The 22,299-nt window shown below is 42.9% G+C and carries 32 protein-coding genes; 7 read left to right on the forward strand and 25 right to left on the reverse strand.

Translation table 11 applies throughout. From position 1 onward, the window contains the following. Nucleotides 1-34 precede the first annotated feature (34 nt). Together NYE23_RS18205 and NYE23_RS18210 are read right to left on the reverse strand one after the other, a co-directional pair. On the reverse strand, nucleotides 35-1,162 hold the full coding sequence (locus NYE23_RS18205; protein WP_341079790.1) for a bifunctional cystathionine gamma-lyase/homocysteine desulfhydrase: 1,128 nt from the start codon (nucleotides 1,160-1,162) through the stop codon (nucleotides 35-37). Beyond that, the gene (locus NYE23_RS18210; protein ID WP_341079791.1) at nucleotides 1,159-2,085 is read right to left on the reverse strand and encodes a PLP-dependent cysteine synthase family protein; all 927 of its coding nucleotides are present in this window, start codon (nucleotides 2,083-2,085) and stop codon (nucleotides 1,159-1,161) included. The genes NYE23_RS18205 and NYE23_RS18210 overlap by 4 nt, the downstream gene beginning before the upstream one ends. A gap of 247 nt (nucleotides 2,086-2,332) precedes the next feature. Here NYE23_RS18210 and NYE23_RS18215 point away from each other — a divergent pair, with 247 nt between their 5' ends. The 4 genes from NYE23_RS18215 to NYE23_RS18230 all read left to right on the forward strand — a co-directional run bounded on the left by NYE23_RS18215 (nucleotide 2,333) and on the right by NYE23_RS18230 (nucleotide 4,551). Further along, complete coding sequence (locus NYE23_RS18215; RefSeq protein WP_341079792.1) at nucleotides 2,333-2,968, forward strand: class I SAM-dependent DNA methyltransferase; 636 nt, start codon at nucleotides 2,333-2,335, stop codon at nucleotides 2,966-2,968. Nucleotides 2,969-3,128: 160 nt separating this feature from the next. Continuing rightward, on the forward strand, nucleotides 3,129-3,557 hold the full coding sequence (locus tag NYE23_RS18220; protein ID WP_341079794.1) for a MarR family winged helix-turn-helix transcriptional regulator: 429 nt from the start codon (nucleotides 3,129-3,131) through the stop codon (nucleotides 3,555-3,557). A gap of 37 nt (nucleotides 3,558-3,594) precedes the next feature. Then, a complete protein-coding gene (locus NYE23_RS18225; RefSeq protein WP_341079795.1) occupies nucleotides 3,595-4,230 on the forward strand; it encodes a nitroreductase family protein in 636 nt (211 codons plus the stop codon). 21 nt (nucleotides 4,231-4,251) lie between these two features. Then, nucleotides 4,252-4,551, forward strand: coding sequence for a putative quinol monooxygenase (locus NYE23_RS18230; RefSeq protein ID WP_341079798.1), 300 nt, complete (start codon nucleotides 4,252-4,254; stop codon nucleotides 4,549-4,551). 56 nt (nucleotides 4,552-4,607) lie between these two features. Here NYE23_RS18230 and NYE23_RS18235 read toward each other — a convergent pair whose 3' ends face one another. From NYE23_RS18235 to NYE23_RS18250, 4 genes are all read right to left on the reverse strand, one after another. Beyond that, nucleotides 4,608-4,751: a hypothetical protein gene (locus tag NYE23_RS18235; RefSeq protein WP_341079800.1), complete on the reverse strand. Its 144-nt coding sequence runs from the start codon at nucleotides 4,749-4,751 to the stop codon at nucleotides 4,608-4,610. Between the two features lie 100 nt (nucleotides 4,752-4,851). Next, complete coding sequence (locus NYE23_RS18240; RefSeq protein WP_169799769.1) at nucleotides 4,852-5,013, reverse strand: hypothetical protein; 162 nt, start codon at nucleotides 5,011-5,013, stop codon at nucleotides 4,852-4,854. A gap of 5 nt (nucleotides 5,014-5,018) precedes the next feature. Beyond that, nucleotides 5,019-5,186 carry a hypothetical protein gene (locus NYE23_RS18245; protein WP_341079802.1) on the reverse strand — a complete coding sequence of 56 codons (168 nt, stop codon included), beginning with the start codon at nucleotides 5,184-5,186 and terminating at the stop codon, nucleotides 5,019-5,021. Nucleotides 5,187-5,207: 21 nt separating this feature from the next. Further along, nucleotides 5,208-5,660: a GNAT family N-acetyltransferase gene (locus NYE23_RS18250; RefSeq protein ID WP_282173489.1), complete on the reverse strand. Its 453-nt coding sequence runs from the start codon at nucleotides 5,658-5,660 to the stop codon at nucleotides 5,208-5,210. A gap of 258 nt (nucleotides 5,661-5,918) precedes the next feature. On the opposite strand from NYE23_RS18250, the gene NYE23_RS18255 reads away from it, so the two are divergent. Beyond that, nucleotides 5,919-6,188, forward strand: coding sequence for a hypothetical protein (locus NYE23_RS18255; protein WP_341079807.1), 270 nt, complete (start codon nucleotides 5,919-5,921; stop codon nucleotides 6,186-6,188). Nucleotides 6,189-6,264: 76 nt separating this feature from the next. Here NYE23_RS18255 and NYE23_RS18260 read toward each other — a convergent pair whose 3' ends face one another. Both NYE23_RS18260 and NYE23_RS18265 read right to left on the reverse strand, forming a co-directional pair. Further along, complete coding sequence (locus NYE23_RS18260; RefSeq protein WP_163139552.1) at nucleotides 6,265-6,420, reverse strand: DUF1540 domain-containing protein; 156 nt, start codon at nucleotides 6,418-6,420, stop codon at nucleotides 6,265-6,267. A gap of 57 nt (nucleotides 6,421-6,477) precedes the next feature. Beyond that, nucleotides 6,478-6,993 (reverse strand): GNAT family N-acetyltransferase, encoded by a 516-nt coding sequence (locus tag NYE23_RS18265; RefSeq protein WP_341079810.1) that lies wholly within the window; start codon nucleotides 6,991-6,993, stop codon nucleotides 6,478-6,480. A gap of 162 nt (nucleotides 6,994-7,155) precedes the next feature. Here NYE23_RS18265 and NYE23_RS18270 point away from each other — a divergent pair, with 162 nt between their 5' ends. Beyond that, entirely contained in the window at nucleotides 7,156-7,503 is a 348-nt protein-coding gene (locus NYE23_RS18270; protein WP_341079811.1) for a general stress protein, read from the forward strand. 98 nt (nucleotides 7,504-7,601) lie between these two features. Here NYE23_RS18270 and NYE23_RS18275 read toward each other — a convergent pair whose 3' ends face one another. The 11 genes from NYE23_RS18275 to NYE23_RS18325 form a co-directional block, all read right to left on the reverse strand. Next, complete coding sequence (locus NYE23_RS18275; protein WP_341079813.1) at nucleotides 7,602-7,829, reverse strand: hypothetical protein; 228 nt, start codon at nucleotides 7,827-7,829, stop codon at nucleotides 7,602-7,604. Between the two features lie 317 nt (nucleotides 7,830-8,146). Beyond that, nucleotides 8,147-9,148 carry an EAL domain-containing protein gene (locus NYE23_RS18280; protein ID WP_341079815.1) on the reverse strand — a complete coding sequence of 334 codons (1,002 nt, stop codon included), beginning with the start codon at nucleotides 9,146-9,148 and terminating at the stop codon, nucleotides 8,147-8,149. 75 nt (nucleotides 9,149-9,223) lie between these two features. Beyond that, complete coding sequence (locus tag NYE23_RS18285) at nucleotides 9,224-9,499, reverse strand: hypothetical protein (protein ID WP_341079817.1); 276 nt, start codon at nucleotides 9,497-9,499, stop codon at nucleotides 9,224-9,226. A gap of 82 nt (nucleotides 9,500-9,581) precedes the next feature. Then, entirely contained in the window at nucleotides 9,582-9,926 is a 345-nt protein-coding gene (locus tag NYE23_RS18290; RefSeq protein ID WP_341079818.1) for a hypothetical protein, read from the reverse strand. A 60-nt stretch (nucleotides 9,927-9,986) separates the two neighbouring features. Further along, nucleotides 9,987-11,180: an ABC transporter permease gene (locus NYE23_RS18295; RefSeq protein ID WP_341079820.1), complete on the reverse strand. Its 1,194-nt coding sequence runs from the start codon at nucleotides 11,178-11,180 to the stop codon at nucleotides 9,987-9,989. Further along, nucleotides 11,177-11,869, reverse strand: coding sequence for an ABC transporter ATP-binding protein (locus NYE23_RS18300; protein WP_341079822.1), 693 nt, complete (start codon nucleotides 11,867-11,869; stop codon nucleotides 11,177-11,179). The genes NYE23_RS18295 and NYE23_RS18300 overlap by 4 nt, the downstream gene beginning before the upstream one ends. Beyond that, nucleotides 11,866-12,984: an efflux RND transporter periplasmic adaptor subunit gene (locus NYE23_RS18305; protein ID WP_341079823.1), complete on the reverse strand. Its 1,119-nt coding sequence runs from the start codon at nucleotides 12,982-12,984 to the stop codon at nucleotides 11,866-11,868. The genes NYE23_RS18300 and NYE23_RS18305 overlap by 4 nt, the downstream gene beginning before the upstream one ends. Then, on the reverse strand, nucleotides 12,985-13,650 hold the full coding sequence (locus NYE23_RS18310) for a Yip1 family protein (protein WP_341079824.1): 666 nt from the start codon (nucleotides 13,648-13,650) through the stop codon (nucleotides 12,985-12,987). It lies immediately after the preceding gene. A gap of 101 nt (nucleotides 13,651-13,751) precedes the next feature. Next, on the reverse strand, nucleotides 13,752-14,483 hold the full coding sequence (locus tag NYE23_RS18315; RefSeq protein ID WP_341079825.1) for an ABC transporter permease: 732 nt from the start codon (nucleotides 14,481-14,483) through the stop codon (nucleotides 13,752-13,754). Further along, complete coding sequence (locus NYE23_RS18320) at nucleotides 14,484-15,194, reverse strand: ABC transporter permease (protein ID WP_341079826.1); 711 nt, start codon at nucleotides 15,192-15,194, stop codon at nucleotides 14,484-14,486. Continuing rightward, a complete protein-coding gene (locus tag NYE23_RS18325; RefSeq protein WP_341079827.1) occupies nucleotides 15,191-16,102 on the reverse strand; it encodes an ABC transporter ATP-binding protein in 912 nt (303 codons plus the stop codon). Before NYE23_RS18325 ends, NYE23_RS18320 begins: the two co-directional genes overlap by 4 nt. 131 nt (nucleotides 16,103-16,233) lie before the next feature. Between NYE23_RS18325 and NYE23_RS18330 the strand changes: the two genes are divergently transcribed. Continuing rightward, nucleotides 16,234-16,413, forward strand: a complete 180-nt coding sequence (locus NYE23_RS18330) for a hypothetical protein (protein ID WP_341079828.1) — start codon at nucleotides 16,234-16,236, stop codon at nucleotides 16,411-16,413. Between the two features lie 8 nt (nucleotides 16,414-16,421). On the opposite strand, the gene NYE23_RS18335 is transcribed toward NYE23_RS18330, so the two are convergent. From NYE23_RS18335 to NYE23_RS18360, 6 genes are all read right to left on the reverse strand, one after another. Next, a complete protein-coding gene (locus NYE23_RS18335; protein WP_341079830.1) occupies nucleotides 16,422-17,789 on the reverse strand; it encodes a sensor histidine kinase in 1,368 nt (455 codons plus the stop codon). Beyond that, nucleotides 17,786-18,454, reverse strand: coding sequence for a response regulator transcription factor (locus tag NYE23_RS18340; RefSeq protein WP_341079832.1), 669 nt, complete (start codon nucleotides 18,452-18,454; stop codon nucleotides 17,786-17,788). Before NYE23_RS18340 ends, NYE23_RS18335 begins: the two co-directional genes overlap by 4 nt. 158 nt (nucleotides 18,455-18,612) lie before the next feature. Then, nucleotides 18,613-20,067 (reverse strand): PH domain-containing protein, encoded by a 1,455-nt coding sequence (locus NYE23_RS18345; RefSeq protein ID WP_341079835.1) that lies wholly within the window; start codon nucleotides 20,065-20,067, stop codon nucleotides 18,613-18,615. Beyond that, nucleotides 20,064-20,558 (reverse strand): PH domain-containing protein, encoded by a 495-nt coding sequence (locus NYE23_RS18350; RefSeq protein WP_341079836.1) that lies wholly within the window; start codon nucleotides 20,556-20,558, stop codon nucleotides 20,064-20,066. Before NYE23_RS18350 ends, NYE23_RS18345 begins: the two co-directional genes overlap by 4 nt. A gap of 27 nt (nucleotides 20,559-20,585) precedes the next feature. Next, nucleotides 20,586-21,491 carry an ABC transporter ATP-binding protein gene (locus NYE23_RS18355; RefSeq protein WP_341079837.1) on the reverse strand — a complete coding sequence of 302 codons (906 nt, stop codon included), beginning with the start codon at nucleotides 21,489-21,491 and terminating at the stop codon, nucleotides 20,586-20,588. After that, the gene (locus NYE23_RS18360) at nucleotides 21,491-22,180 is read right to left on the reverse strand and encodes an ABC transporter permease (protein WP_341079838.1); all 690 of its coding nucleotides are present in this window, start codon (nucleotides 22,178-22,180) and stop codon (nucleotides 21,491-21,493) included. Before NYE23_RS18360 ends, NYE23_RS18355 begins: the two co-directional genes overlap by 1 nt. Between the last annotated feature and the right edge of the window lie 119 nt (nucleotides 22,181-22,299).

The raw sequence follows: 22,299 nt of genomic DNA on the forward strand, positions 1-22,299 counted from the left end.
CCCATTTAGATTTTAAACAAAATGGGGCTTTTCCTTATAGCGCCGACCGCAAATCCTCAATTAAGTCTTCGGCATCCTCCAGGCCAACTGAAATCCGAACCAGGCCATCTGTAATTCCCAGTTCCAGACGGCGTTCTCTCGGTATCGATGCATGCGTCATTTTGGCCGGAAGGGAAATCAGGCTTTCAACTGCGCCCAAACTTTCTGCCAGGGTAAAGTATCTTACTTTTTTCAGCACCTCTTCTGCCTTTTCACCGGTTCCGGCATCAAAGGAAATCATTCCGCCAAAGCCCCGTGCCTGCTTCGAGTGAATATCATGGCCTTTATGATCTTTAAATCCTGGATAATAAACCTTTGAAACCTGCGGATGATCGGCAAGAAAATGTGCCACCCTTTTCGCATTTTCTTCAATTTCCTCCATCCGAATGGCCAGTGTCCGAATCCCCCTGATTAATAGCCAGCTATCCTGAGGCCCCAAAACAGCACCGATTGAATTTTGGATAAAGTGCATATCTGCTGCAAGCTGTTCGGAATTCACCACAACCAGCCCAGCAACAACATCACTATGTCCGCCTATATATTTGGTGGCACTATGCAGGACAATATCAGCTCCCAGTTCAATTGGATTCTGCCAGTAAGGTGTACTAAAGGTATTATCCACAATCATAAGCAAATTCTTGGATTTGGCCAGCTTAGAGATTCCAGCCAAGTCTGTAATCTTCAGCAATGGATTCGTTGGCGTCTCAACATAGATTGCCTTTGTATTTTCCTTTATCGCAGCCTCTACAGCAGCCAAATCACTTGTATCGACAAAGGTTACATCTACATTATATTTCGTCAAAATCTTTGTCACTAACCGATAGGACCCGCCATACACATCATCAGTGAAAATAACATGATCTCCTGTTGAAAATAAGTGCATTACAGAAGAGATAGCCGCCATGCCGGAACCGAAAGCAAAGCCTCGGTATCCGCCTTCCAGATCCTTTATTAGTTCCTCAAGAGCATGCCGGGTCGGATTCCCTGTTCTTGCGTACTCATAAACAAAATTGCCCACACCATCTTGTTTAAACGTACTGGCATGGTGGACAGGTATGGAGACGGCACCTGTATGTTCATCTCTGGAGATGCCCCCGTGAATCATTTGTGTTTTCTTTCTCATTGTTCATCCTCCTCATAAATAGATTTACTTAAATACCGCTCACTGCTGTCAGGAAAAATGGTGAGAATATTCGTGCCAGGCGGAGCATTTTCAGCTTCTCTCAGTACTGCTTCGAAAGCCGCTCCTGACGAACTTCCAACTAAGTATCCTTGAAGCAATGCCAGCTCCTTTACTCGTTTGAAGGCATCTTTATCTGAGATGGTATGAATGGCGTCAAATAAGCCTATTTCCATATACGGGGGCAAAAACTCCATCCCGATTCCCTCGGTTCGATGCGGCCCTGCCTTTCCGCCATTTAAAATGGAGCCTTCAGGTTCAACGATAACTGTCTTTATCTTTGGATTCTTTTCTTTAAGATATCTGGCGCAGCCCATGAACGTACCGCCAGTCCCTGCTCCAGCTGCAAAAATATCAATCTTCCCATCTAACTCTTCGTAGATCTCAGGTCCCAATGTTTCATAATACGTTAGCGGGTTATTCTCATTGCTGAATTGCTGAGGACTATATGAATTAGGAATCTTCTTCAGCAGTTCCTTCGCCTTCTTAATAGCACCTTCCATGCCTTTTTCAGTTGGCGTATTAACCACTTCTGCCCCTAACGCCTTCATTAGTTCCTGCTTTTCAATGCTGAATTTTTGAGGTACAACACAGATGATTTTGATCTTCTTTCCAATAGCAGCCAGCGCTAAGCCGATCCCTGTACTCCCTGCAGTCGGTTCAATTACTGCGCCGTCTTCCTGGAGAAGTCCATCCTTAATCGCTGTCTGAATCAGCTTCTGTCCTAACCGGTCCTTTACACTGCCGCCCGGGTTAAAATATTCAAGCTTTGCAAAAACATTTACTCCTTGCGGAATAGCATAGTGTTTGATTTTCACAAGAGGGGTATGCCCAATAAGTTCTTTCACGCTGCTGTAATAATTCATCGTCAGCACCTCTGTTTTTCAGAAAGAATGTTACTCTTTTTCATTGCGTTTTTTTGATATTATTACGCTCTTTTTAATTCTTATTATTCCTACTTGTATAATATGTTTTAAGTATGTTTTTTGTCAATTATCACCTAAAAAATCAGCTTTCATCTGAGAATTAAGGCAGATTGCAAAGTTGCCAAGTGAGTCATTAATTCATACTATACCAATATGTATTATATGAATTAGAAGGAGTGATTTTACAATGGGACGTGAATTTGTAGAGTTGTTTGACCATTGGGCAGAATCCTATGATGAGACTGTGGCCGGTAAAGACCTTGAATATCAGGAGGTGTTTATGAATTATGAACAGATTCTTCATAAAGTAGCCGATCTTGTTCATGGGAATATAGTGGAATTCGGTACAGGTACAGGCAACTTAACTCAAATGCTTCTGGAGAAAGGCTATTCAGTAGTCGGAGTTGAACCTTCTGCTGCCATGAGGAAAATAGCAAGTAAAAAAATGCCTCATCTCACAATATTGGATGGTGACTTCTTAAGCTTTCAATTGAATGGCCCTATAGATGCTTTCGTCAGCACCTACGCATTCCATCATTTAGAAGACAGCGAAAAAGCCAATGCCATCTCTAAATACAGCGCCCTCCTTACAACTGGCGGAAAAGTTGTTTTTGCCGATACTGTCTTTCGCAGCAAGGACGAAAGAGAGATTTATATCCAGGAAGCTAAAAACAAACATTATCTCAGCCTGGCCCAAGACCTGGAAACAGAATACTATTCAACCATCCCCATTTTAGAAAGCATGTTTCATTCCAATGGATTCTCTGTTGAGTTTAAGCAGCTAAATCGATATGTGTGGCTGATAGATGCAGAGAAACTTTAGGAAAACGATTCTCAATGACTGGAAACCCTGCTGATCCATAAGCTATTCAGCAGGATTTTCTCTGCCTTAAGCATCCAGTTTGACTTATAAAATATTTTACAGTATATTAATTGACGTATCAATAATTGACATATCAATTATCTAAAAGGCGGGGGATGCTGTGTTCAGATGTACTAAGCAAGAAGAATTAATTGCGGCACGGCTGTTTGAGCTCAATAAGCAGACAATGCCGAAGTTTGAACGCTGTACAGGCATCAGCCAGTCGCGGCTTGAGATTCTTCGCGAGCTTTTTGAAGCGGAAGAAATTACGCAGCGTGAGCTTCAGAAAAAAGTGAATATCGATCATGCGGCTGTCACAAGACACCTCAAGCAGCTTGAAGAAAAAGGCATGGTAATCCGCAGGAAAAATCCTGAAGATAACCGTTTTACTTACGTCAGACTGACAGAGGAAGGCAAAACTAAGATTGCTGCTTACTGTGAAGAAAAGCAACGGTTTATTTCCAAAATCCTGAACGGCTTTTCGGAGCTTGAGCGAAGCACACTATTAAATATGCTCACTCGCATCCAGGAAAATGTAGATAATATGTAATTTTATCATCCAGAAAAAACATAAAGGAGAGTTCATCATGAATAAAACCATTATCAATGACTTTAAAGAAATCGTCACAGGCCGCCGTTCCATTCGTAATTATGACCCAACTGTGAAAATCAGCAGAGAAGAAATGGCTAAAATCCTGGAGGAAGCCTCTTTAGCTCCTTCATCTGTAAACCTTCAGCCATGGCGTTTTGTAGTAATCGATTCAAAAGAAGGCAAAGAAACACTGGCACCACTTGCAAAATTCAATCAAAGGCAGGTAGAGACATCAGCCGCTGTCGTTGCCGTCTTTGTTGATATGAAAAGTGAAGCGTTTATTGAAAAAATTTATGATACTGCTGTAGAAAAAGGATATATGCCTGCTGATGTAAGAGACAAGCAGGTGCCAGCCATCAAAGGTTTAGTGGAAAATATGACATTCGAGCAAAAGAAAGAAATGAACCTGATCGATGCCGGTCTTGTATCCATGCAGCTAATGCTTGCAGCACGTGCTCATGGCTATGATACAAATCCAATTGGCGGATATGAAAAAGACCGAATTGCCGAAGCTTTTGATTTGGACAAAGAACGCTACTACACTGTCATGCTAATCTCAATCGGGAAATCCGCTGATCAAGGCTACAAATCGGTCCGCCTGCCTGTTGAAGATATCACGGAGTGGAAATAACTCACAAAGGAGAAATGCAACATGATCATTATTCATGCTGGCTTCCAAATACAAACTGATAAAGAAAAGGATTTTCTTGCCGAAATTCGTCCGCTTATCGATGCCTCTAGAGCAGAGGAAGGAAATGTATCTTATGACCTTTTGAAGGATACAGAAAAAGCAGGATCTTATACTATGGTGGAATTGTGGAAGGATATGGACGCTGTGAAGTTCCACAACCAGACTGAACACTTTACATCCTTTACGGCAACAGCTCCTCAATATTTTGCTGTACCTCCTCAGGTGAAAGTATATGATGCGCAGCCTGTAGATAAAAAATAAATTATAGACAAAAAGACGCTTGGGAAAGGAGATTCCTAAGCGTTTTTTTATCGTTGTTATTCCTTTTGATTTTCTTTCTGATCATGATAAGCAATGAGAATGACTTCTTCTCCCTTTTCCTCACTTAAGCGTTTTTCCAGATTATGCACCTGCTGCAGATCCCCGTCGGACAAATTTGCAAATTGATATTCTTTATTCATTTTTAATCACCTTTCCGTTGTAAGATACCTAAAGTTTGTGTTTACCAAGCATTTTTATACACATAAAAAGCCCGGGAATCTTCCCCGGACTTCCTTCTTCCTATTTAATCCCCAAAATGGCAATTGTTATGACAGCTAACACCAGGCTCAGCAGCAGCGACATGCCCCAATGCTTCTTTTCCGTCATCTTGAATAACACATTCATTACGGAACTGATTGCCAGAAAGATAAAGAAAACAAATAAAAAAATCATAAATTCCATAACTCTTAACCTGCCTTCTTCCCTGTTTTCGCCAGGAAATAAGAAGAGCTTCCCATCATCATCCCTCCGAAGATCCCCATGAAACTGCCGGCGATTGCCCAATTGGCAGACAGAAAGATGCCGGACATAAGTAAAATCAGCCCTCCGAAAAACAGGGTCATTCCCACTTTCATTCTGCATCTCCCCTCTGTTACTCAGTCTAAATCTTTAACAACCGCCATTTCCTTCCCAAATCGGTGGCCATGATCTGCAAATCCCAAACTTGCATAAAGATGGTGTGCCCCAAGATTCTCCGGATGGTAGCCTACTGCAAGTTTTTTAGCATTCGGCAATTTCGCCATCTCAGCAATCATCAGTTCTGTCGCTTTTTTGCCTATTCCCCTGCCTTGGTGTTCCTTATCAACCATAATCCGGTAAATCCAGTATGCATCCAATTCTTCTAAACATGTATTAAACATTAAGAAGCCGACAGCTTTATCTTCTAAGTAAATCACATACGGTCTAAGCGCTGTTTCAAATTTAGATTGCGCAATGGAAACAGCATTTGGCTCCATATAAGCTCTTTGTTCCTCTGAAAGCTCCAATAAACAGCAGTCATACCAATTGTCTGCTGTTACTTCTTCAATTTTCACTTTGCCAGTATTCAAAATAAATTTCCCCTTTTCTCATTTTTGGGGAAACGCTGTTTTTAATTAGGCGTTCTCCCATTATTTTGATCCATAATAACTAAAGTTTTATTTAGCATATTGAACGCCTCCTTTTACTAAATTATCAGAAAAAAATAAGACCCACTCATTATACTATATTATTCCAGTAAATGCGCACATCCCGATTACAGTTATTTTTTCTATGGAAAGGCCATATATAATATATTGATTCAGCAAAAAAGGGGAGGATGCGATCATATGCCAGCGAAGCAAATTCGTTTACTAAGAATTCAAAGCCTTGCTCACGACATTATGCTAGAAATGAACTCAAAGGAAGACCATAAGAAGAATGAATCATACAGAACAGTCATTGATCACTTATCACGTGCGATTGGGGAACTTTCTGATCCATCGGGTGATTATTCATTGGATTATGTAGAAGAAAAAGTAGCTACTGCCCATTATAAGATCTTTAAGAACATGAAAAAACTGACTCCGCTTCGAAAAACAAAAGAATCAGCATGGTAAATTTTTTTGAATGAAACTGATAATTATTATCAATAATAAATAGCAGGGAGGTAACCAGATCGGTTACCCTTTTGGCTTACATTTCCGGCTCAAATGTTTTACAGTCTGTTTCTTTGCTGTTGGAAGCGTGCTTGCCTTTATGGCTGACAACATAAATAGCTTCTGCAGCGCACTTATTTCCCTGTTCCCAATAAGTGCAGTTATTTACTTCACAAAGAACATCTTTAGCCATGTATATCACCTCCTGGCCATATTTTCTTCAAATCAGGATGGTGATATACATGGCCCTTTATTTACCTGAATTCCATTCTTCCTTCAAAATCGCATAATAATATTCATCCCACCACTCATCCCCATGTGGAATGCACTTTTTGAAAAAGCCTTCCCGCCTCATGCCGATTTTCTCCATCACACGGTAAGACGGCGGGTTCTCGGGCTGGCAGGTTGCAATAATCCGGTGAACGCCAAGTTCTTCAAAGCCATATTTCAGCACTGCATATGCTGCTTCTGATGCATAGCCTTTATTATAAAACTTCGGATTAAACACCCAGCCAATCTCAAAGGTATGATCGCCAAAATATTTATGAAACCCAATATGGCCGATCAGAACCTCCCCATCTATAAAAACAGGGAAATGTTCTGCTTTCTCTATATTCTTGCGGATAAACTCTTTTGCAGCCTCTTCTGTAAATACACCTTCCGGAATATATCTCATTACTTCCGGGTTTGATGTATACTCATAAACTGCCTGCCAGTCTTCTGATTTAAACTTTCTAACGGTTAATCTCTTTGTTTTAATGTCCATCATCTTTCCCCTTATTAAAAGTTATAAGAAAAGTATTCTTCGTTTTTGAGAATATCCCCTCTAATTTCTGGAATATTCCATCATGAACCCTCCTTAATGTTTATTCACTATATAAAAAGTGTAAATAACATATATGTCTCAAATAGATAAGGAGAGGTTTAAATGGCATTAGTAAAAGAGTTTAACACAATTAATGAAGCTGTTCAGGCAGCCAATTCTTTGCATGGCAGAGGTGTCGCAGAAAATGAAGTGTTCGTTCTTGCGCATGATGATAGCATAACAGATACAGTAGCCGACCACTCTGAAGCTAAAAAAATTGGCGTGGATGAAACTGGGCTGGGTACAGCTTTCAAAAACATGTTCCAAAGCCAGGGAGATGAACTTCGTACTAAAATGGAGGAAATTGGACTATCTCAAACTGAAGCTGAATCATATGAAAAAACACTCGATGAAGGCAAAATTCTGCTGATTTGCAAAGATGATAACCAAAGTAGCTTCTTAGGATACTAAATCATAATAAATTTAACTGGTGCAAAGGGTAATCACCCTTTGCTTTTTCTTCGCAAAAACAGCATCCGTTTCGGATGCTGTTTTCAGGTGAGGTTTATTTATTGATTGTTATTTTCTTCAGAAGGCTCTTCATCCATATCCGGTTCTTCTTCATCCATATTTTCTTCACTAGGCTCTTCCGTTACATCTGGTTCCTGGTTATCTTCTTGATTTTCCATTTCCATGTTTTCCTCATCTTCCGGAGGCGGGTCCTGCTCAGAAGCACATCCTGCTAGCAATAATCCTGCTCCCAATGGAATTGATAGTAGTAGATTTTTATATTTCATGTGATGTCATCTCCTTTTGCAGTAATATGTTTCTATTCAGACTATTCCCCTGAGTCTGCAATATAAACATGAGTGGAAGGTTACATATATTGCGGATAGATTACATAAAAATTTTTCAGTTCTTATACGACAAAACATGAAAAACCTCTGGCCCTGATCCAGGAAGAACTTCAAAAAAAGCTGAACGCACATAAATTTTTCTATCCGCACAGAAAAAATTTTAAGTGCATATATTTTTCAGCTATCCGCACATAAATCTTTCCAGATAGAAAAAAACAATAAGAGTTTGGTTTTGCAAAATACAGTCATTTTCTTCATTACTTTACTGATACCTTATCTTTTTTTGCTATCGGCGCAGGTTTTCCAAACAAATATCCCTGAAAAAGCTGGTATCCCTTGCTCCGAAGCCAATCAAAATCCTCCCGGGTTTCAATCCCTTCAGCAAGCGGGACTGACCCCATCTTCAATGCCTGCTGTAAAAAAGCTTCCGCTGTTTTCTGTTTTTCTGGATCTGTTGACACGCCCTGAACATATTTCATATCCAGCTTCATATAATGCGGCTTCAGCTCGCTCAATAACTCGACCGTGCTGAACCCGGCTCCCACATCATCCAGTGCATACTGGAATCCTTTTTCCCTATAATAAGCGAGGATCCTTTTCAAATGATCCGTATCCTCCACTTTATCCGTTTCCACTACCTCAAATACGAGCTGATTCGGATCGACTCCTAATCGTTTCGCAAGCTGTACCGTTGATTTCAGGCAGAACTCCGGTGAGTAAATGCTTGTAGGAATAAAATTGATGAATGCCTTTTTATCAATAAACGAAGCAAACCTGACCGCCGTCATCCGGCACAAACGATCGAGCGCATACAATCTCCCGCGCTTTCTGGCTGCACCAAATATCTCTCCCGGAAAAATCACCGACCCATCCTCCCGGTAAAATCTCGCCAGCATTTCATAAGCAAACACTTCTTCATCTCCTGTTAAAATAGGCTGTGCATGACAGGTGACCAGCCCATTGGCAATCACTTCATCAATCCACCGGCTATCCAGGATCTCAGCAGCCTCCGCAATGGGGCGCCACCCTTCATCGCCCGACCTGAAGCTGACACTTTCAGCCTCCATATGATCCCTGCAAAAATCAAGAAAATCCCGCATGCCATTTTCCTTCAGCACGAACCGGTCTGATTCAGCTTCCACCAAAACACCTTTTCGCTCCAAATGATCTGCCACACTTGAAAACATTCGGCAATTTAGTTCTCCACCTGCCATTACCTCAAAGCGCAAATCCTCTACCATACAAGCATTACAGCTCATCCTAAGCCCATCCTTATTATGTAATAGTTCTATTTTACTACATTACCGGATTGCTTATAGGTAAAACGCATTGAATCAGTTTTTAAAATAAAAAGAATGAATGATTAATGCAACAAGATAGTCGTGATTGTTGTCCTCCACATTGATTTCCTGAACCCCGCTAATGATATGACTTTGTTTTAATCTGCCAAGCACGGCTGATTCTCCAGATAAGGTAATGGCTGACATAACCGATGACGCAGAGGATATATAAGAAACGTCATGAAGTCTGTATTCAATAGCTTCTTTTAATTTTGCTGCATTCTTTAATGTGATTACTGTATGGGCTTCTCCTATTTGCGTTCCGTTCATATAGATCGTCCATTGATCCTGTTGGCTTATCCACTTTTTACGATACCAGCGTACATCATACAAATCTTGGTCAATGCGCACTTCAAAAGACAAATACCAAATTTAAACCGAAGCTATCTCCTAAAGCATACTGCCATCTCTGAGGAAAATACCGCTTTACGTATCCTCTCAGATTTTGTCCTTTAAAAAGCGGCTTTTCAAACATTAACGAATTCTGGATATGATAAAATGACCAGTCATCATTGGATTTCGGCTGATAAGCCCGTTCCCTGTCTGCAAATCTTTTACTAATGAAAAAAATAACGACAGATGCAGCAGGAAACAAAAAGGCAGCCGCAAACATAGCGGGTTCAAATGCGTCAAATACCAAATATCGCGCAAGCAAGGTTAATATAAACAAAACAAAAATAATATTTAATTGAATCATTATGTTCACCTCAAATAAAAGACTACCTCCAGCCTCAGCCGAAGATAGCCTCTTTAATAATCACTCATAGCGCAAAGATTCAATTGGACTCAGCCTTGAAGCTTTATTGGCCGGAAGCAGTCCGAAGATAATCCCGATCGCCATTGAGAAGAATAGGGCTCCGGCGACGACCTGCCATGAAATGAGCGATGGCCATCCGGCAAAGAATGAAATCAGGGATGCCGAACCCCAGCCCAGCAGGATTCCCAGCACTCCGCCGATCAAGGTCAGGGTGACAGATTCGATTAGAAACTGTCCCATAATTTGTCCCCTGGTCGCTCCGAGTGCTTTGCGGATGCCGATTTCCCTTGTTCTTTCTGTTACAGAGACGAGCATTATATTCATGACGCCAATTCCGCCGACAAACAGCGAGATGCCGGCGATACTGCCGATGATTAACGTCATGACCTTTGTAATCTGGCCGATTCCTTCTGCCATTTCTTCCATGTTGATGACCATATAAGATTCTTCTGTATTATGCATCTTATTAAGTAAGCTGGCAGCCTTCTTTCCAGCCGTCTGAAGCTGATCAGCGGATTCAGCCTGAAGTGTCACCTGGGTAAAGTCACTCTTCCCATAAATAGTCTGCCATGTTTTCGTAGGCACGTAGATCTCCAGAACACCGAATGAAAAGAGCCCTGTCGGCTTTTCCATGACGCCAATAATCTCAATCGGCTGGTTCCCAATCCGGATCACTTCGCCAACAGGCGACTGGCCGTCAAAGAGCTCCTCCTGCATGGAAAAACTGACAAGCCCCACCCTGCGTCCGCCAAGGAAATCCGCAGCCGTGAAGGATCGCCCTTTTTCCAGGTCCACATTGTTCAGCTCAAAAAAGGCAGGACCTACTCCTGTTGTTGAAGTCTCTGCAGTCTGTTCTCCATATGAAGCCTGTGAAAACTGTGAGCTTGAAGCAACTACCCGTTTAATCTCGGGAATCTGCTCCAGTGCTTTGATATCTTCCCCATCAAAAGGAGCTTCATTAAATATGTTCGGGTTTGCCTGAATTTCCTCCTCTGAAGGCTGATATAATAATTCCACTGTATTGCCCGGGCCTGTCAGCTGCGTTTTAAGCATCGCTTCTCCGCCCTGGCCGATGGCAACCACAATGATGACCGCCCCAACACCAATAATGATCCCAATCATGGTTAAAACCGATCGCATTTTATGCGCCTTTAATGAGCTGAGCGCCATTTTGATATTTTCTAAAAAACTCATACAGGCGCCCCCCTCCGGGAAGGTTCAGCGTTCACAATCAGCCCGTCCCTCACCATAATCGTGTGATGAGCATATTCTGCTATCTCAGGTTCATGTGTCACCATTACAATCGTTGATCCTTCATGGTTCAGCTCACTGAACAGATCCATAATGGAGGCACTTGTTTTCGTATCAAGTGCACCTGTCGGTTCATCCGCCAAGATGATTTTCGGCTCGTTCACAATCGCCCGGGCGATGGCAACCCGCTGCTTCTGCCCTCCTGATAAGGCATTCGGCAGATGCTCCATCCGATCAGCAAGGCCCACTTTAACCAGCGCTGCTTCCGCCCGTTCCAATCGTTCCTTTTTGGCAAGTCCGCTATAAATCATAGGCAGCTCCACATTTTGAATAGCCGTCAGCCTCGGAAGCAGATGAAACTGCTGAAACACAAACCCGATCGACTGATTTCTGACCTTGGCCAGCTCTGCTTCCGAGTAATGGGATATATTCTCTCCATCCAGTTCATATATTCCTTCTGTCGGCAGATCGAGGCATCCAATAATATTCATAAGTGTGGATTTGCCCGATCCGGATGGCCCCATAATGGCTACAGAATCACCTTGCTCAATGCTTAGGTTAATTCCTTTTAATACTTCAATACTTTCTTTTCCCGCCTGATAGGACTTGGTTATGCCTGTTAAGTTGATCATTCCGCATCCACTTCCACGCCGTCTTTCAGCTGATCTGATGGATTCGTAATAATCAAATCCTTCTCTTCAAGTCCGCCTGTGATCTCGATTTTATTCCCGGAAGCAACACCAGTCTCCACTTCCTGTTTATAACTTTTCTGATCCCTGACCACGAATACATATACACTGCTGTCTCCCGTTACCACTGCGTTTGCAGGAACAGTGAGTGTCTTCTTCTTATCCGTTTCGATTTCCATTATGAGCTGAAAACCCGGTCTCAGGGACATCTCCTTTGCCGAAATCTCCACCCGATACTGCGGCGCACTATTTTCCGCAGGGTTTATTCCCTGATTCTCTTCAGGCATATCAGCCACTTCGCTGACTTCACCTTTCCATTCCTTGTCAGGAATCGCATCGGAACGGAGGGTCACTTTTTGCCCCTCATTGACCTTCAGTGAATCGAATTCTGAAAGCAGGCCCGATGCTAAGGTCGCTTTCAGATCCCCAATATAAATGACTGGTTTTCCTGCCGAAGATGGGTCGGATGACGTTGCTTTGTTCAACTGGAGCACCACTCCATCCATGGTGCTCTTAATCTCTAATTCTTCCAGGCGTTTTTCAATATCCTTCTTCTGCAGAAGCACCTGGCTTAATTCCAGATTCGCCAATCGCTTTTCCAGCTTAAGCTGATCCCTTTCAGGCTGTATCTGTTTTTCAGCCTCTTTTTTTCCAGCCTGTTTGTGCAGCTCTTTTTCCTTATCGCCCAGCTCATCTTCCTGTTTTTCAAGCTGATTGATTTTTAAATAACCTGATTCAGCCTGGAGTTTAACTTTTTCCAGTTCCAGGGCTAAAGCATGCTCATCAAACCTGGCCAGAACCTCTCCTTTTTTGACTGAATCCCCTTCTTCCACAAGGAACTCCTTTATTTCTCCTTTTTCGGGAGAAGCATATATCTTCTGTTCATTTACCAGCTTCACTGTTCCGGGAATCATTATCTGTTCTGTTATTTCCTCCTGCACCGGATGGGCGGTTTTTACTTCAGGCCCTTTTGCGAACGCCTGTCTGTAGATGCTCACGCCAGCCATCAGCAACACCACAGCCGTCACTCCGATGGCAATCCAAACTTTTTTTTTCATTTAAACACCAGTCATTCCTGAGACGGTATTGCTGAGTAAAGCAAACAGAATGCCAATAATGAAGAACGCAATCGCAATGCCCCAAGCCCAGCCTTTTGATAATCCTGCCACCCGCTGCAGCCCTATCGCCGTGATAACCGACTGCCAAATGCTGAATAATTCAATAGAACCTAAGATTCCCGGCTTCTCACTATTCGTCAGTCCTGCTAAACTAGTAATAAAAATTTCCGGATTTCCGCCGATCGCGGCTCTCAAAGCCATGTTAAGGATAAGACCCAAACCGCCAATCACAATAATATGGACATTCATAGAGAATAACTGTTTAAACGTCGCATCAGATCCAGCAATCTTAGTGAAAATCATATAGATAGCACTTGAAATCAGCGCCACAAATACCGGTGTGAATATACCTGTAATTGCAACTCCGCCCCTGGCAAACATCATCACCATTTCGGCTTCCGCGTCGCTCATCCCTTCGAGGCCCAGATAAGAAGCATCCATCGACATTGCCATTAAAAACATGCCGATCGAATAAATAATACTCACCAATATGAGCGGCACCCAAATCCTAGGATTCTGGCGGATCCGGTCAAACTGCTCCCCCGGACTCCATATCATCCCTAGCAAACTCGGTTTTGCACTGCTCGTTTTTACTTCCTGTTCCATATAGAACACTCCTATTCTAGTTAAAAATAATTCCACTATGCATTACGGAATCATATAGAAAAGGTTTCAAAAAATTACATTTTTATCCTGAAAAATTATACCTACACAGCCTTCCGCTGAAAATAAAAATAGCCGCACAGATAAAACAGTAAAAAGAATCCCCCGATCACAGTCATAAGCTGCTCCCATGGAATAAAGAAAATGTCACCGCTCTCTGTCGCTGGATACATCATGGCAAATGGCTGTGCCCACGGATAATAGGGACCCACTTTCTCGGAATTCATCGCCAGAATGGATGGCAGCGTAAAAACAACGTTGACCGCAAAAGGCGCAGCAAAGCTTTTGAACCAGACGGACATCCACAGCTGCAGCGCGACTAATGGGAACGCTGCGACCCAGCCTCCCAGTATGCTCTTCCAGACAATCGCCGCCGGAAAAGGATCAGCTATGCCTTTATATAATCCTGCTCCTGCAATAGCGGCCAAATAAAATAACTGGATAAACAAAACCAATAACAGGATCAGAACATATTTAGCCGCAAACACTTTCCCCCTTGTGACTGGCAGCGCCAGCAGCTGCTTCCAGCCCCCGGCCTGATGCTCATACCTGCAGACAAGGCTTGCCAGGACTCCCGTTACTAACGGCAAAAAGAGAACCGCATAAGGCAAATTCATATAAATCAAAAGCATATACCATTCGTTCATCATCCCCGCTGCATCAGCTGTGTCTGCCCCAATCCCGGCACCTATCCCAATCAGCGGCCCTACTAGAAGGATGCCGATAATGTTTGATTTGCGCAGTTTAAACCATTCCGATTTCAAAATAGTAAGCATCTATTTCACATCCCTTCTCACAAAATCAATCATGCCGGCTGCGTATAATAATAAGCCCGCTCCGGCGCCAAGCAAGACGTTGATGATTGGTTCCTCCCAGTCATTCAGCAGCAGCGGCCATTTCCAGATCAGCCAATCCGGTAAGGCATGGCCAGCATAAGTCAAAATCACACCCAGAATGCCCAGGGTGATTGGCACACCCTGGTTCACACTCACGGTCGCTGCCCATAGCTGCAGCGCCAAAACAGGCAATGCCGCAAAAAAAGGATAAAAGCTATATTTAAGCAGTCCGGCATACGCAATCTCACCGCCCAAATCCAGAGAGATTCCAAAAGCAAGCGTGAACAGCAGCAAAAGCACAGAAGAAATCAGGAGCAGAAGTGACAGCACCGTGAATTTTGATAAATACACCCTCATTTTCGAAACCGGCAGTGCCATCAGCTGTTTCCAGGCGTTCGTTTCATTTTCAATACTTGACATAAAAGATGTCAGAATGACGATGCCCAGCACAATCGCCAGCGGTGTGAACGAATGGATATTGTCCAGATAATACCCCCAGCGGTCATCATTCTGTCCGAACAAGTAATCCTTGCGCACCCCGTAATTGACCATCTGCATGGCTACTACCCCAATTGGACCCAGGACGGTCAGAAACCAAATTCCTTTCCGCTTGATTTTCATAAATTCGGCGGACAGCAACTTTCCCATCATCCAGCCTGCTCCTCTCTTGTCATTTGCAGGAATATGTCTTCCAATGACCGCTTTTCTTCTTCCACCCGATAAACGGAAAATCCATCTGCCACAAGTCCGCGTACAGCTTCAGCCACTTTTTCATCCGACAGCTGGGGCAGCGAAATGATGCCATTATCCAAACCAGCCTTCATTCCTCTTCCCAGCAGGGAGCGCCAGGCTTTATCGCTCTCGCTGACCTTTAATAGTACAGATTGCTGTGCAAACATGCGCATCGCTTCAATAGAATCCTGAAATATCATTTTCCCTTTTGTCACAATGCCAACTGTTGTCGCCATCTGGTCAATCTCCGATAATAGATGGCTTGAGATCAGCACGGTCATCCCGCATTCCGATGGCAGGCTTTTAATTAAATTGCGGATCTCAATAATTCCTGAAGGGTCTAAACCGTTTGTCGGCTCATCGAGAATCAGCAGTTCCGGGTTATTCAGCAGCGAGGCAGCAATCCCAAGCCTCTGCTTCATCCCCAGTGAGAAGCCCTTTACTTTTTTATCCCCGGCAGCTGTCAGCCGGACAATTCCCAGTACTTCATCGATTCTCTGTTTCGGCACACCCAATATTTTTCTTATGGCTTCCAGATTTTCTTTTGCCGTTAAATGCGGATAATAGGATGGTGACTCCACAAGCGAGCCCATACGTCTCAATATATTTAACCTTTCTTTCTTTAAATCTTTTTGAAAAATTTCAATTCTGCCTGAAGTGGGCTTCATCAGGCCCAACAGCATCCGGATCGTCGTTGTTTTCCCTGCCCCATTCGGTCCCAGAAATCCGTAGATCTCTCCTTTAGGTATTTTCATTTCCAGTCCTGACACAGCTTTCTCCTGACCAAAATGCTTTGATAAATTTTCTGTTCTTACGATATACTCCATTCCTCTCACCTCAAATTCCATCTTATCCGGCGAAGGTTAAAACAAAGGTGGAGGGAAGTTTAAAATTCGTTTAAAAAATGACACTTTTCCCCTCTGCTATGCGTCTAATACAGCAGAGAGGAGTAAACATAATGACGTTTAAAAAACTGTTTAACATTGGGTACGCGGTATTCCTGCTTGCCTTCTTACTCGTATATTTCTTTATTCCGCATACTTATGGCTGGGTTGTCCTGGTTACTCTGGCTATTCTTTTTGGCATCTATCAATTGATTATCTTATGGAAACTGAAGCCAAAAAGGAGCACCTCCTGAGGCTGCTCCTAATGTTTTCTAATGATTTTAATCACTGTACCACTGTCACCGGACTCAATATCCCACTCAAGTTTCATACCCTTTACCATCATATCCACAATGGATAAGCCAATCCCTGCTCCCTTTTCATTGGAACTGTTTTTCAGCCCATTTCCATAATCGGTAAAAACAATGACATCGCACACTTCGGTGGATTCTGTCGCCACTTCAAGAAAAAGCCCATCCTTCGCATGCCGCAGCACATTTTGCAGAATGTTATCAAAAATACGGCCCAGCCACATTGGATCGGCCTGCCATTTCTTCTCAAATGGCTCTAACTCGATGTTCACTTCAAAGCCTTCCTTCTCAAAGACAGGATACCAGGACGCCATATTTTCACGAACAAACCGGACTGCATCCAGCTCGATCAGCTCCTGCTTATGCTTGCTAGCCATTAAAAGCGTGTAGCTCATTAAATTTTCTATCAGTCTATCAATATTGACGATTGATGTTTCCAGTGCTTTGACAGCCTGTTTCCCTTCAGGAGACAAATCTTCCTTTGCGATCGAGTAGGTTTGCGCATTGATTTTCGTCAAAGGCGTGCGCAGATCATGTGAAAGATTAGCAATCAGCTCCCTCCTAAGCTGCTCTTCCTCCTGCTCGCGCTGCTTGCTTTCTTTAAGCTCCTCGACCATTTCATTAAAGGTCTTCTCCAGCTGGCCAATTTCATCATTCTTTTGCACATCAATACCGATCGGCAGGCTGTCCATATCCCGTCTTTCCATTGCCTCCTGGAGATGAAGCAGCCTTTTGCGAATGCCCCGGAAAAATAAAAAGGAGACGATGATAAACAGGGTAATGATCAAAAGCAGACCCGCTCCTAAGAAGATTCCGTATTTTTCTGCTACCTTCACCATCGGCGGAAGAAACAAATTCCGCGGTATTTCCAGAACGATAAAACCATTTTTTTCATCACCGCCAATAAAGCTAATGACTGTAAAGGGGTCTCCGCCATACCTCTCCTTAATAAACTTCGCTGTATAGGCAGGCGTCCACTGAGCAGGCAGATTCCCCTTCACATCCAGCTGCTCCATCAGATTTCCCATTTCATCTACCCAAAACATCGAAGCATCAGGATACGTCTTTTTCCATTCAGCAAACAGACTGCTTATGGATTCACTTGAGCTATTTTCCAATGCTTTTGCATCCGCATGCCATTTTTCTTCAATCTGCTTAGGATCCGTTTCATTTTGGTTTTGTTTCTGTTCCCCTAAGATGTCTTCCTGAAGACCCATAGCCAGCATAGCCACGAGTAAATAAGCTGCCTGAAACAGAAATAAGGCAACCAGAATAATTGCCATATACCTCGCCTGCAGCGATTGAAAAAATCTTTTCATATCTTCACCCTGTAGCCGATTCCGCGAATGGTCTCAATGATTTCAGGACGTGAAGGATTCTTCTCGAGCTTTTCACGAAGATAGCGGATATGAACCATCATTGTTTTGTCGCCCTCCATGTATTGTTCTCCCCAAACGCCTTCATAAAGCTGCTCTTTTGTCAGAATCTGATTCAGATGACGAATGAAGAACTGAAAGAGCTGGTACTGCTTGCCTGTCAATTGAATTTCACGGTCTGCCTCCCGGTCGATAATCCGCATATCCTTTGTATGTACCTGCAAGTGGTGAAGCTCCAACACCTGATCATTCTTTTGAAATCGCCTTAACAATACTTCAATCCTCGCGGCAAGCTCATCCGGCTGGAAAGGCTTTGTCAAATAATCATCCGCAAAGCTCAGGCCCTCCAGCTTATCCTCCACCGCCGCCCTTGCCGAAAGCATAAGTACCGGCATGTCATTCTTTACTTTCTTAATTCGCTTCCCTATCGAAAACCCGTCAAGCCCGGGAAGCATCACATCCAAAATCGCAATATCCGCATCAGAAAGATACCCTTCCATCCCTTCCCCGGTCTGTAGCCAGATCACCTCATGGCCTCTTTCCCCTAAATCATTTTTCAGCCAGCTGCCAATATCGCTTTCATCTTCTATGTATAAGATTCGCGCCATACTCTCCACCCTTAAACTTATCTTTTTTAATCTGCTATTTCAGGAGATTTTGCTATGCAAGAACATCCGCCCTTACATACGAATGCTTCTCTACATGATTATCTTTTATTTACTACTTACGAAAGCTAATCCCAGAGGTTTCAATTTTATGGAAAAAACTATTTAATTTTCACTTCATCTATTCGGCTCTTATACCAGGTATGGAAGAATGAAGCCCATTCTGCCGGCACATTCTCCATGCCGGCATGCTGAACAGGCTTTCCGCGGTTTACAGTCTGTATAGAGGCCAGACCAAACATTTTTTGCCAGCGTGTTGCCGTTACTTCTGCCTCAATGATTTTACTGCGTTTGGAGATAAAGACCCGTGTACCAATAATCCCGGTCTTAAATTGGATAAAAGAGCCATTGATTAAGTACCGTGCATTTGCATATCCAGCTGCCCTTGCAAATACAACCAGAATGAATAGAATGACAGAAGTCGCTATCCAGGTTTCCCCAAACCCCAGAAATTCAGGCTTATAATAAAAAAGGGCTGCTGCCGAGATGAACCATAGCCAGCTTGGCGATAATAAGCTTGCCCATAAAGCCTTTTTGGGAAGCGGGACCATGGACTGTGAAACCTCATAAGCCGGTAAAATCTCCTCTGCTAACTTATAGGCCCGATCCACAGGCAGAAAAGGAAATAGTGAATTTACACCTTCCTTCTCCTCTCCCTCCATAATATCACCTGCTGCCGCCAGCTTTACTTCAGCCACTCCAGCCAAACGTTTCATAGCATTTTGCTTAATTTCGATGGCCTGAACCCGGTCTTTTGAAATGGAGAAAGAGGTTTCTTCCAAAAAACCCTTGGTGATATAAATCCGTTTTTCATCAGATAATATTTCATATTTCCCATACTTTATATACGTCCGTAGGAAGCCTGCCAGTACTGATAAAAGCAGAAAAAAGATGAGTGCGGCAGCCTGCACCTGCCACGATGAAAAATACGCTTTCAAAAAGTCCAGTCCTCTTTCTTCCATATCAATAAATTCTGAAGCTTTTGTATAAATGGAAGCAACAAGAGACAGCAGTACAAGGAAACTCAGCGAAGTAAATGCTGCTTTTATAAGATCTTTTTTTTCAGGTGAGAAATGCAGTTTTCTTCCGCTCATATCCGGCATTTCTGTTTCTGTTTCCGCTGAAACCATCTCCTCCAGCCAGGCAGCTTCCTTTAAGGAAATCACCTTGAACTCAATTGCAGACTCAATACCCTCCATTCCTGTTTCAAGTGTAAGAGATGTAACACCAAATAGCCGGTGAAGAATGGACGTATGCCTATGGGTATTCTGAACTTTAGAAAATGGCACAGTCTGCTTAGAACGGACAAAGACTCCTTTAGATAAATGAAATTCAGCATCGGCAACCATATACTTATTTGAAAGCCATTTTAAAAAAATTGATATTCCAGCCAAAGTAAGAAACGGAAGAAAAAGCTTCCTCCCCCATACAATTAAAAAGAATTGTGAATCGGCTTTCATCACAAATAAAAACAGAGCGATAAATGCTGCATTTCTAAGTAATTGAATAAGTCCAAATAACATATGAAGCGGATGATATCTTCTGGCTTGCTTCATTCGTCTTCTTCCTTTATTTTTGCATATTTGGCTATCAGATTTCTTAATGAGACCGCCTCACCTTCCGGCAGAGCCGGAATCGTGTGAGAGGACCCCATTGTCCCCATGGTCACTGAATATAGCCCGTATCTCCTCATAATGGGACCCTGTACGGTTTCAACCGATTGTACTTTTGTCATCGGAATCAGCAGATGCTTTTCCTGCCATACCCCTGACTTCATCTGTACATATTCTTCATCCACATCAAAGCGCCAGCTTTTATACTTGATAAACGGTGATATAAAAGACCAAATTGCAGCTGGGATCGAGACAGCCAATAAGATGATTAGAACCCAGCTGATCCATTCCTTCCATGAGAATAAATCATCCAGATAAAACAAAACTCCAAGAACAGCAAATCCAATGGTATTCTGGATCACCTCAGAGATGATCCATACCCGGATAGCCCTTGGAGATATCCGGTTTTGAGGCTCCTTAATATTTACAAGCATACAACTCTCCTATCTGTTTTCCATATATTATTCATTTAAAAAGATTTCTTCGAGAGAAGGCTCTTCAACTTCCACCCGCAGAACATCCGTCTTGCATTGTGTGAACGCCCTTATCATTTCAGCAATCTTTTTCTCATCACTGACCGCGATCACTGTATGTGCATCCCCGTGTTCAAGCAGACTGCCAGCTGACTCAAGCCACTGCTTAAGCTTCGCTCGTTCCTGCATTGGCACATTGGAGTGTTTTATCTTGACCGTTATGGTTGACCGGTAAAATGCCTGCAGCTCTTCCATCGTTCCAATCTTATCAATGATTCCATCCCGCATAATGGCAATCCGCGAGCAAATCTTCTCCACTTCATCCAGATTATGAGATGTCATGAAGATTGTCTTTCCTTGCTTTTGAAACTCTCTAATGAGCCGGTGAATAAGAATGGCGGATTCTGCATCCATCCCCGATGTAGGTTCGTCAAGAAATACCAGCTCAGGATTATGAATAATTGCTTGAGCAATCCCGAGTTTCTTTTTCATGCCAAAGGAGAATTTGCCTGCTTTCTTATTGGCATGAGATAAGAGATCCACACTTCTCAGAACCTCCATGCATTTTTCTTTCGTAGCCCTGGCGCCCGACAGCTCTGAGAAAAAACGCAAATGATCCAGAGCGGTCCATGACCCATAGAAAGATGAATAATCCGGCATAACCCCCACTCTTTTCATCATTTTGCTATCTGGACCTTCTATCCCGAGGAGTGAATACGTTCCGCTACTCGGAGAAATGATGCCTGTCAGCATATTAATAAAGGTGGACTTTCCTGCACCGTTACGCCCCAGAAATCCAAATATCTCTCCTTTTCTTACGGTTAAATCTATCCCCATGACCACCTGTTGGGCACCATAGGATTTTGAGAGTTGTTTCGCTTCGATAACATTCATCAGCACTCCCTCCTTTTAAAAACAGCATTTGCAGCCAGCATCATCATACCAGCCAATCCCAATATGACTAGAAATGTAAAATCATCCCGCTCCAAGTAGTAGAATGGAACAAAATATTTCATCCAATTTACCCAGCCGTTTGGTGTAAAAACAGTCCAAAAGCCAAACGCCGGCAGCAGAAGCCCAAGGATATTGCCCAGAAACATGGTATATCCCGGCCTTGGAATGAGAACGGACAACAGCAAAGCCAAAGCCGCCTGATATGTCACCAGACTCAGCGTCTGAGAAAAGATGAATAGATCGAACTTCATGGAAAAAATACTGATAAGCAAAAAGGACACCGTAATGCAGCCAAACCAGAACATCCATATCCCGAGGAATTTCCCGAATAATATAGCTGATCGCGACACCCTGGTCACAAGAAACCTCATGGTGCGTTCGTGGACCTCTCTATTTATTGTGTCGTGTGATAAACCGAATACAAATAATTGGCCAAGAAGCAAAATGACACTTAAAAGGCCAATTGTGTGGATATCCTCGGCCTCACCTGCAGTCAGATCCGCACCCAATGCTATGAAATTGGAAAATTTCGCGGCATAATACGAAACTGCAAATAGTATAGCGATTATAATAATCGATTTAATACTTTTAAAAAGGCTTATAAACTCTCTCTTGCACATCATAAACATGAACCTTGCTCCCTTCAGCCTGATATGACTAAAGTATAAATGCTGAAGCTTAACCTATCTGAAATAATACCTTAATTTTTCCTTAATTCCTATATTTTTGGAAGTTGAATGATAAGATA

The organism is Cytobacillus sp. FSL H8-0458, assembly GCF_038002165.1.
Lineage (GTDB): Bacteria > Bacillota > Bacilli > Bacillales > Cytobacillaceae > Cytobacillus.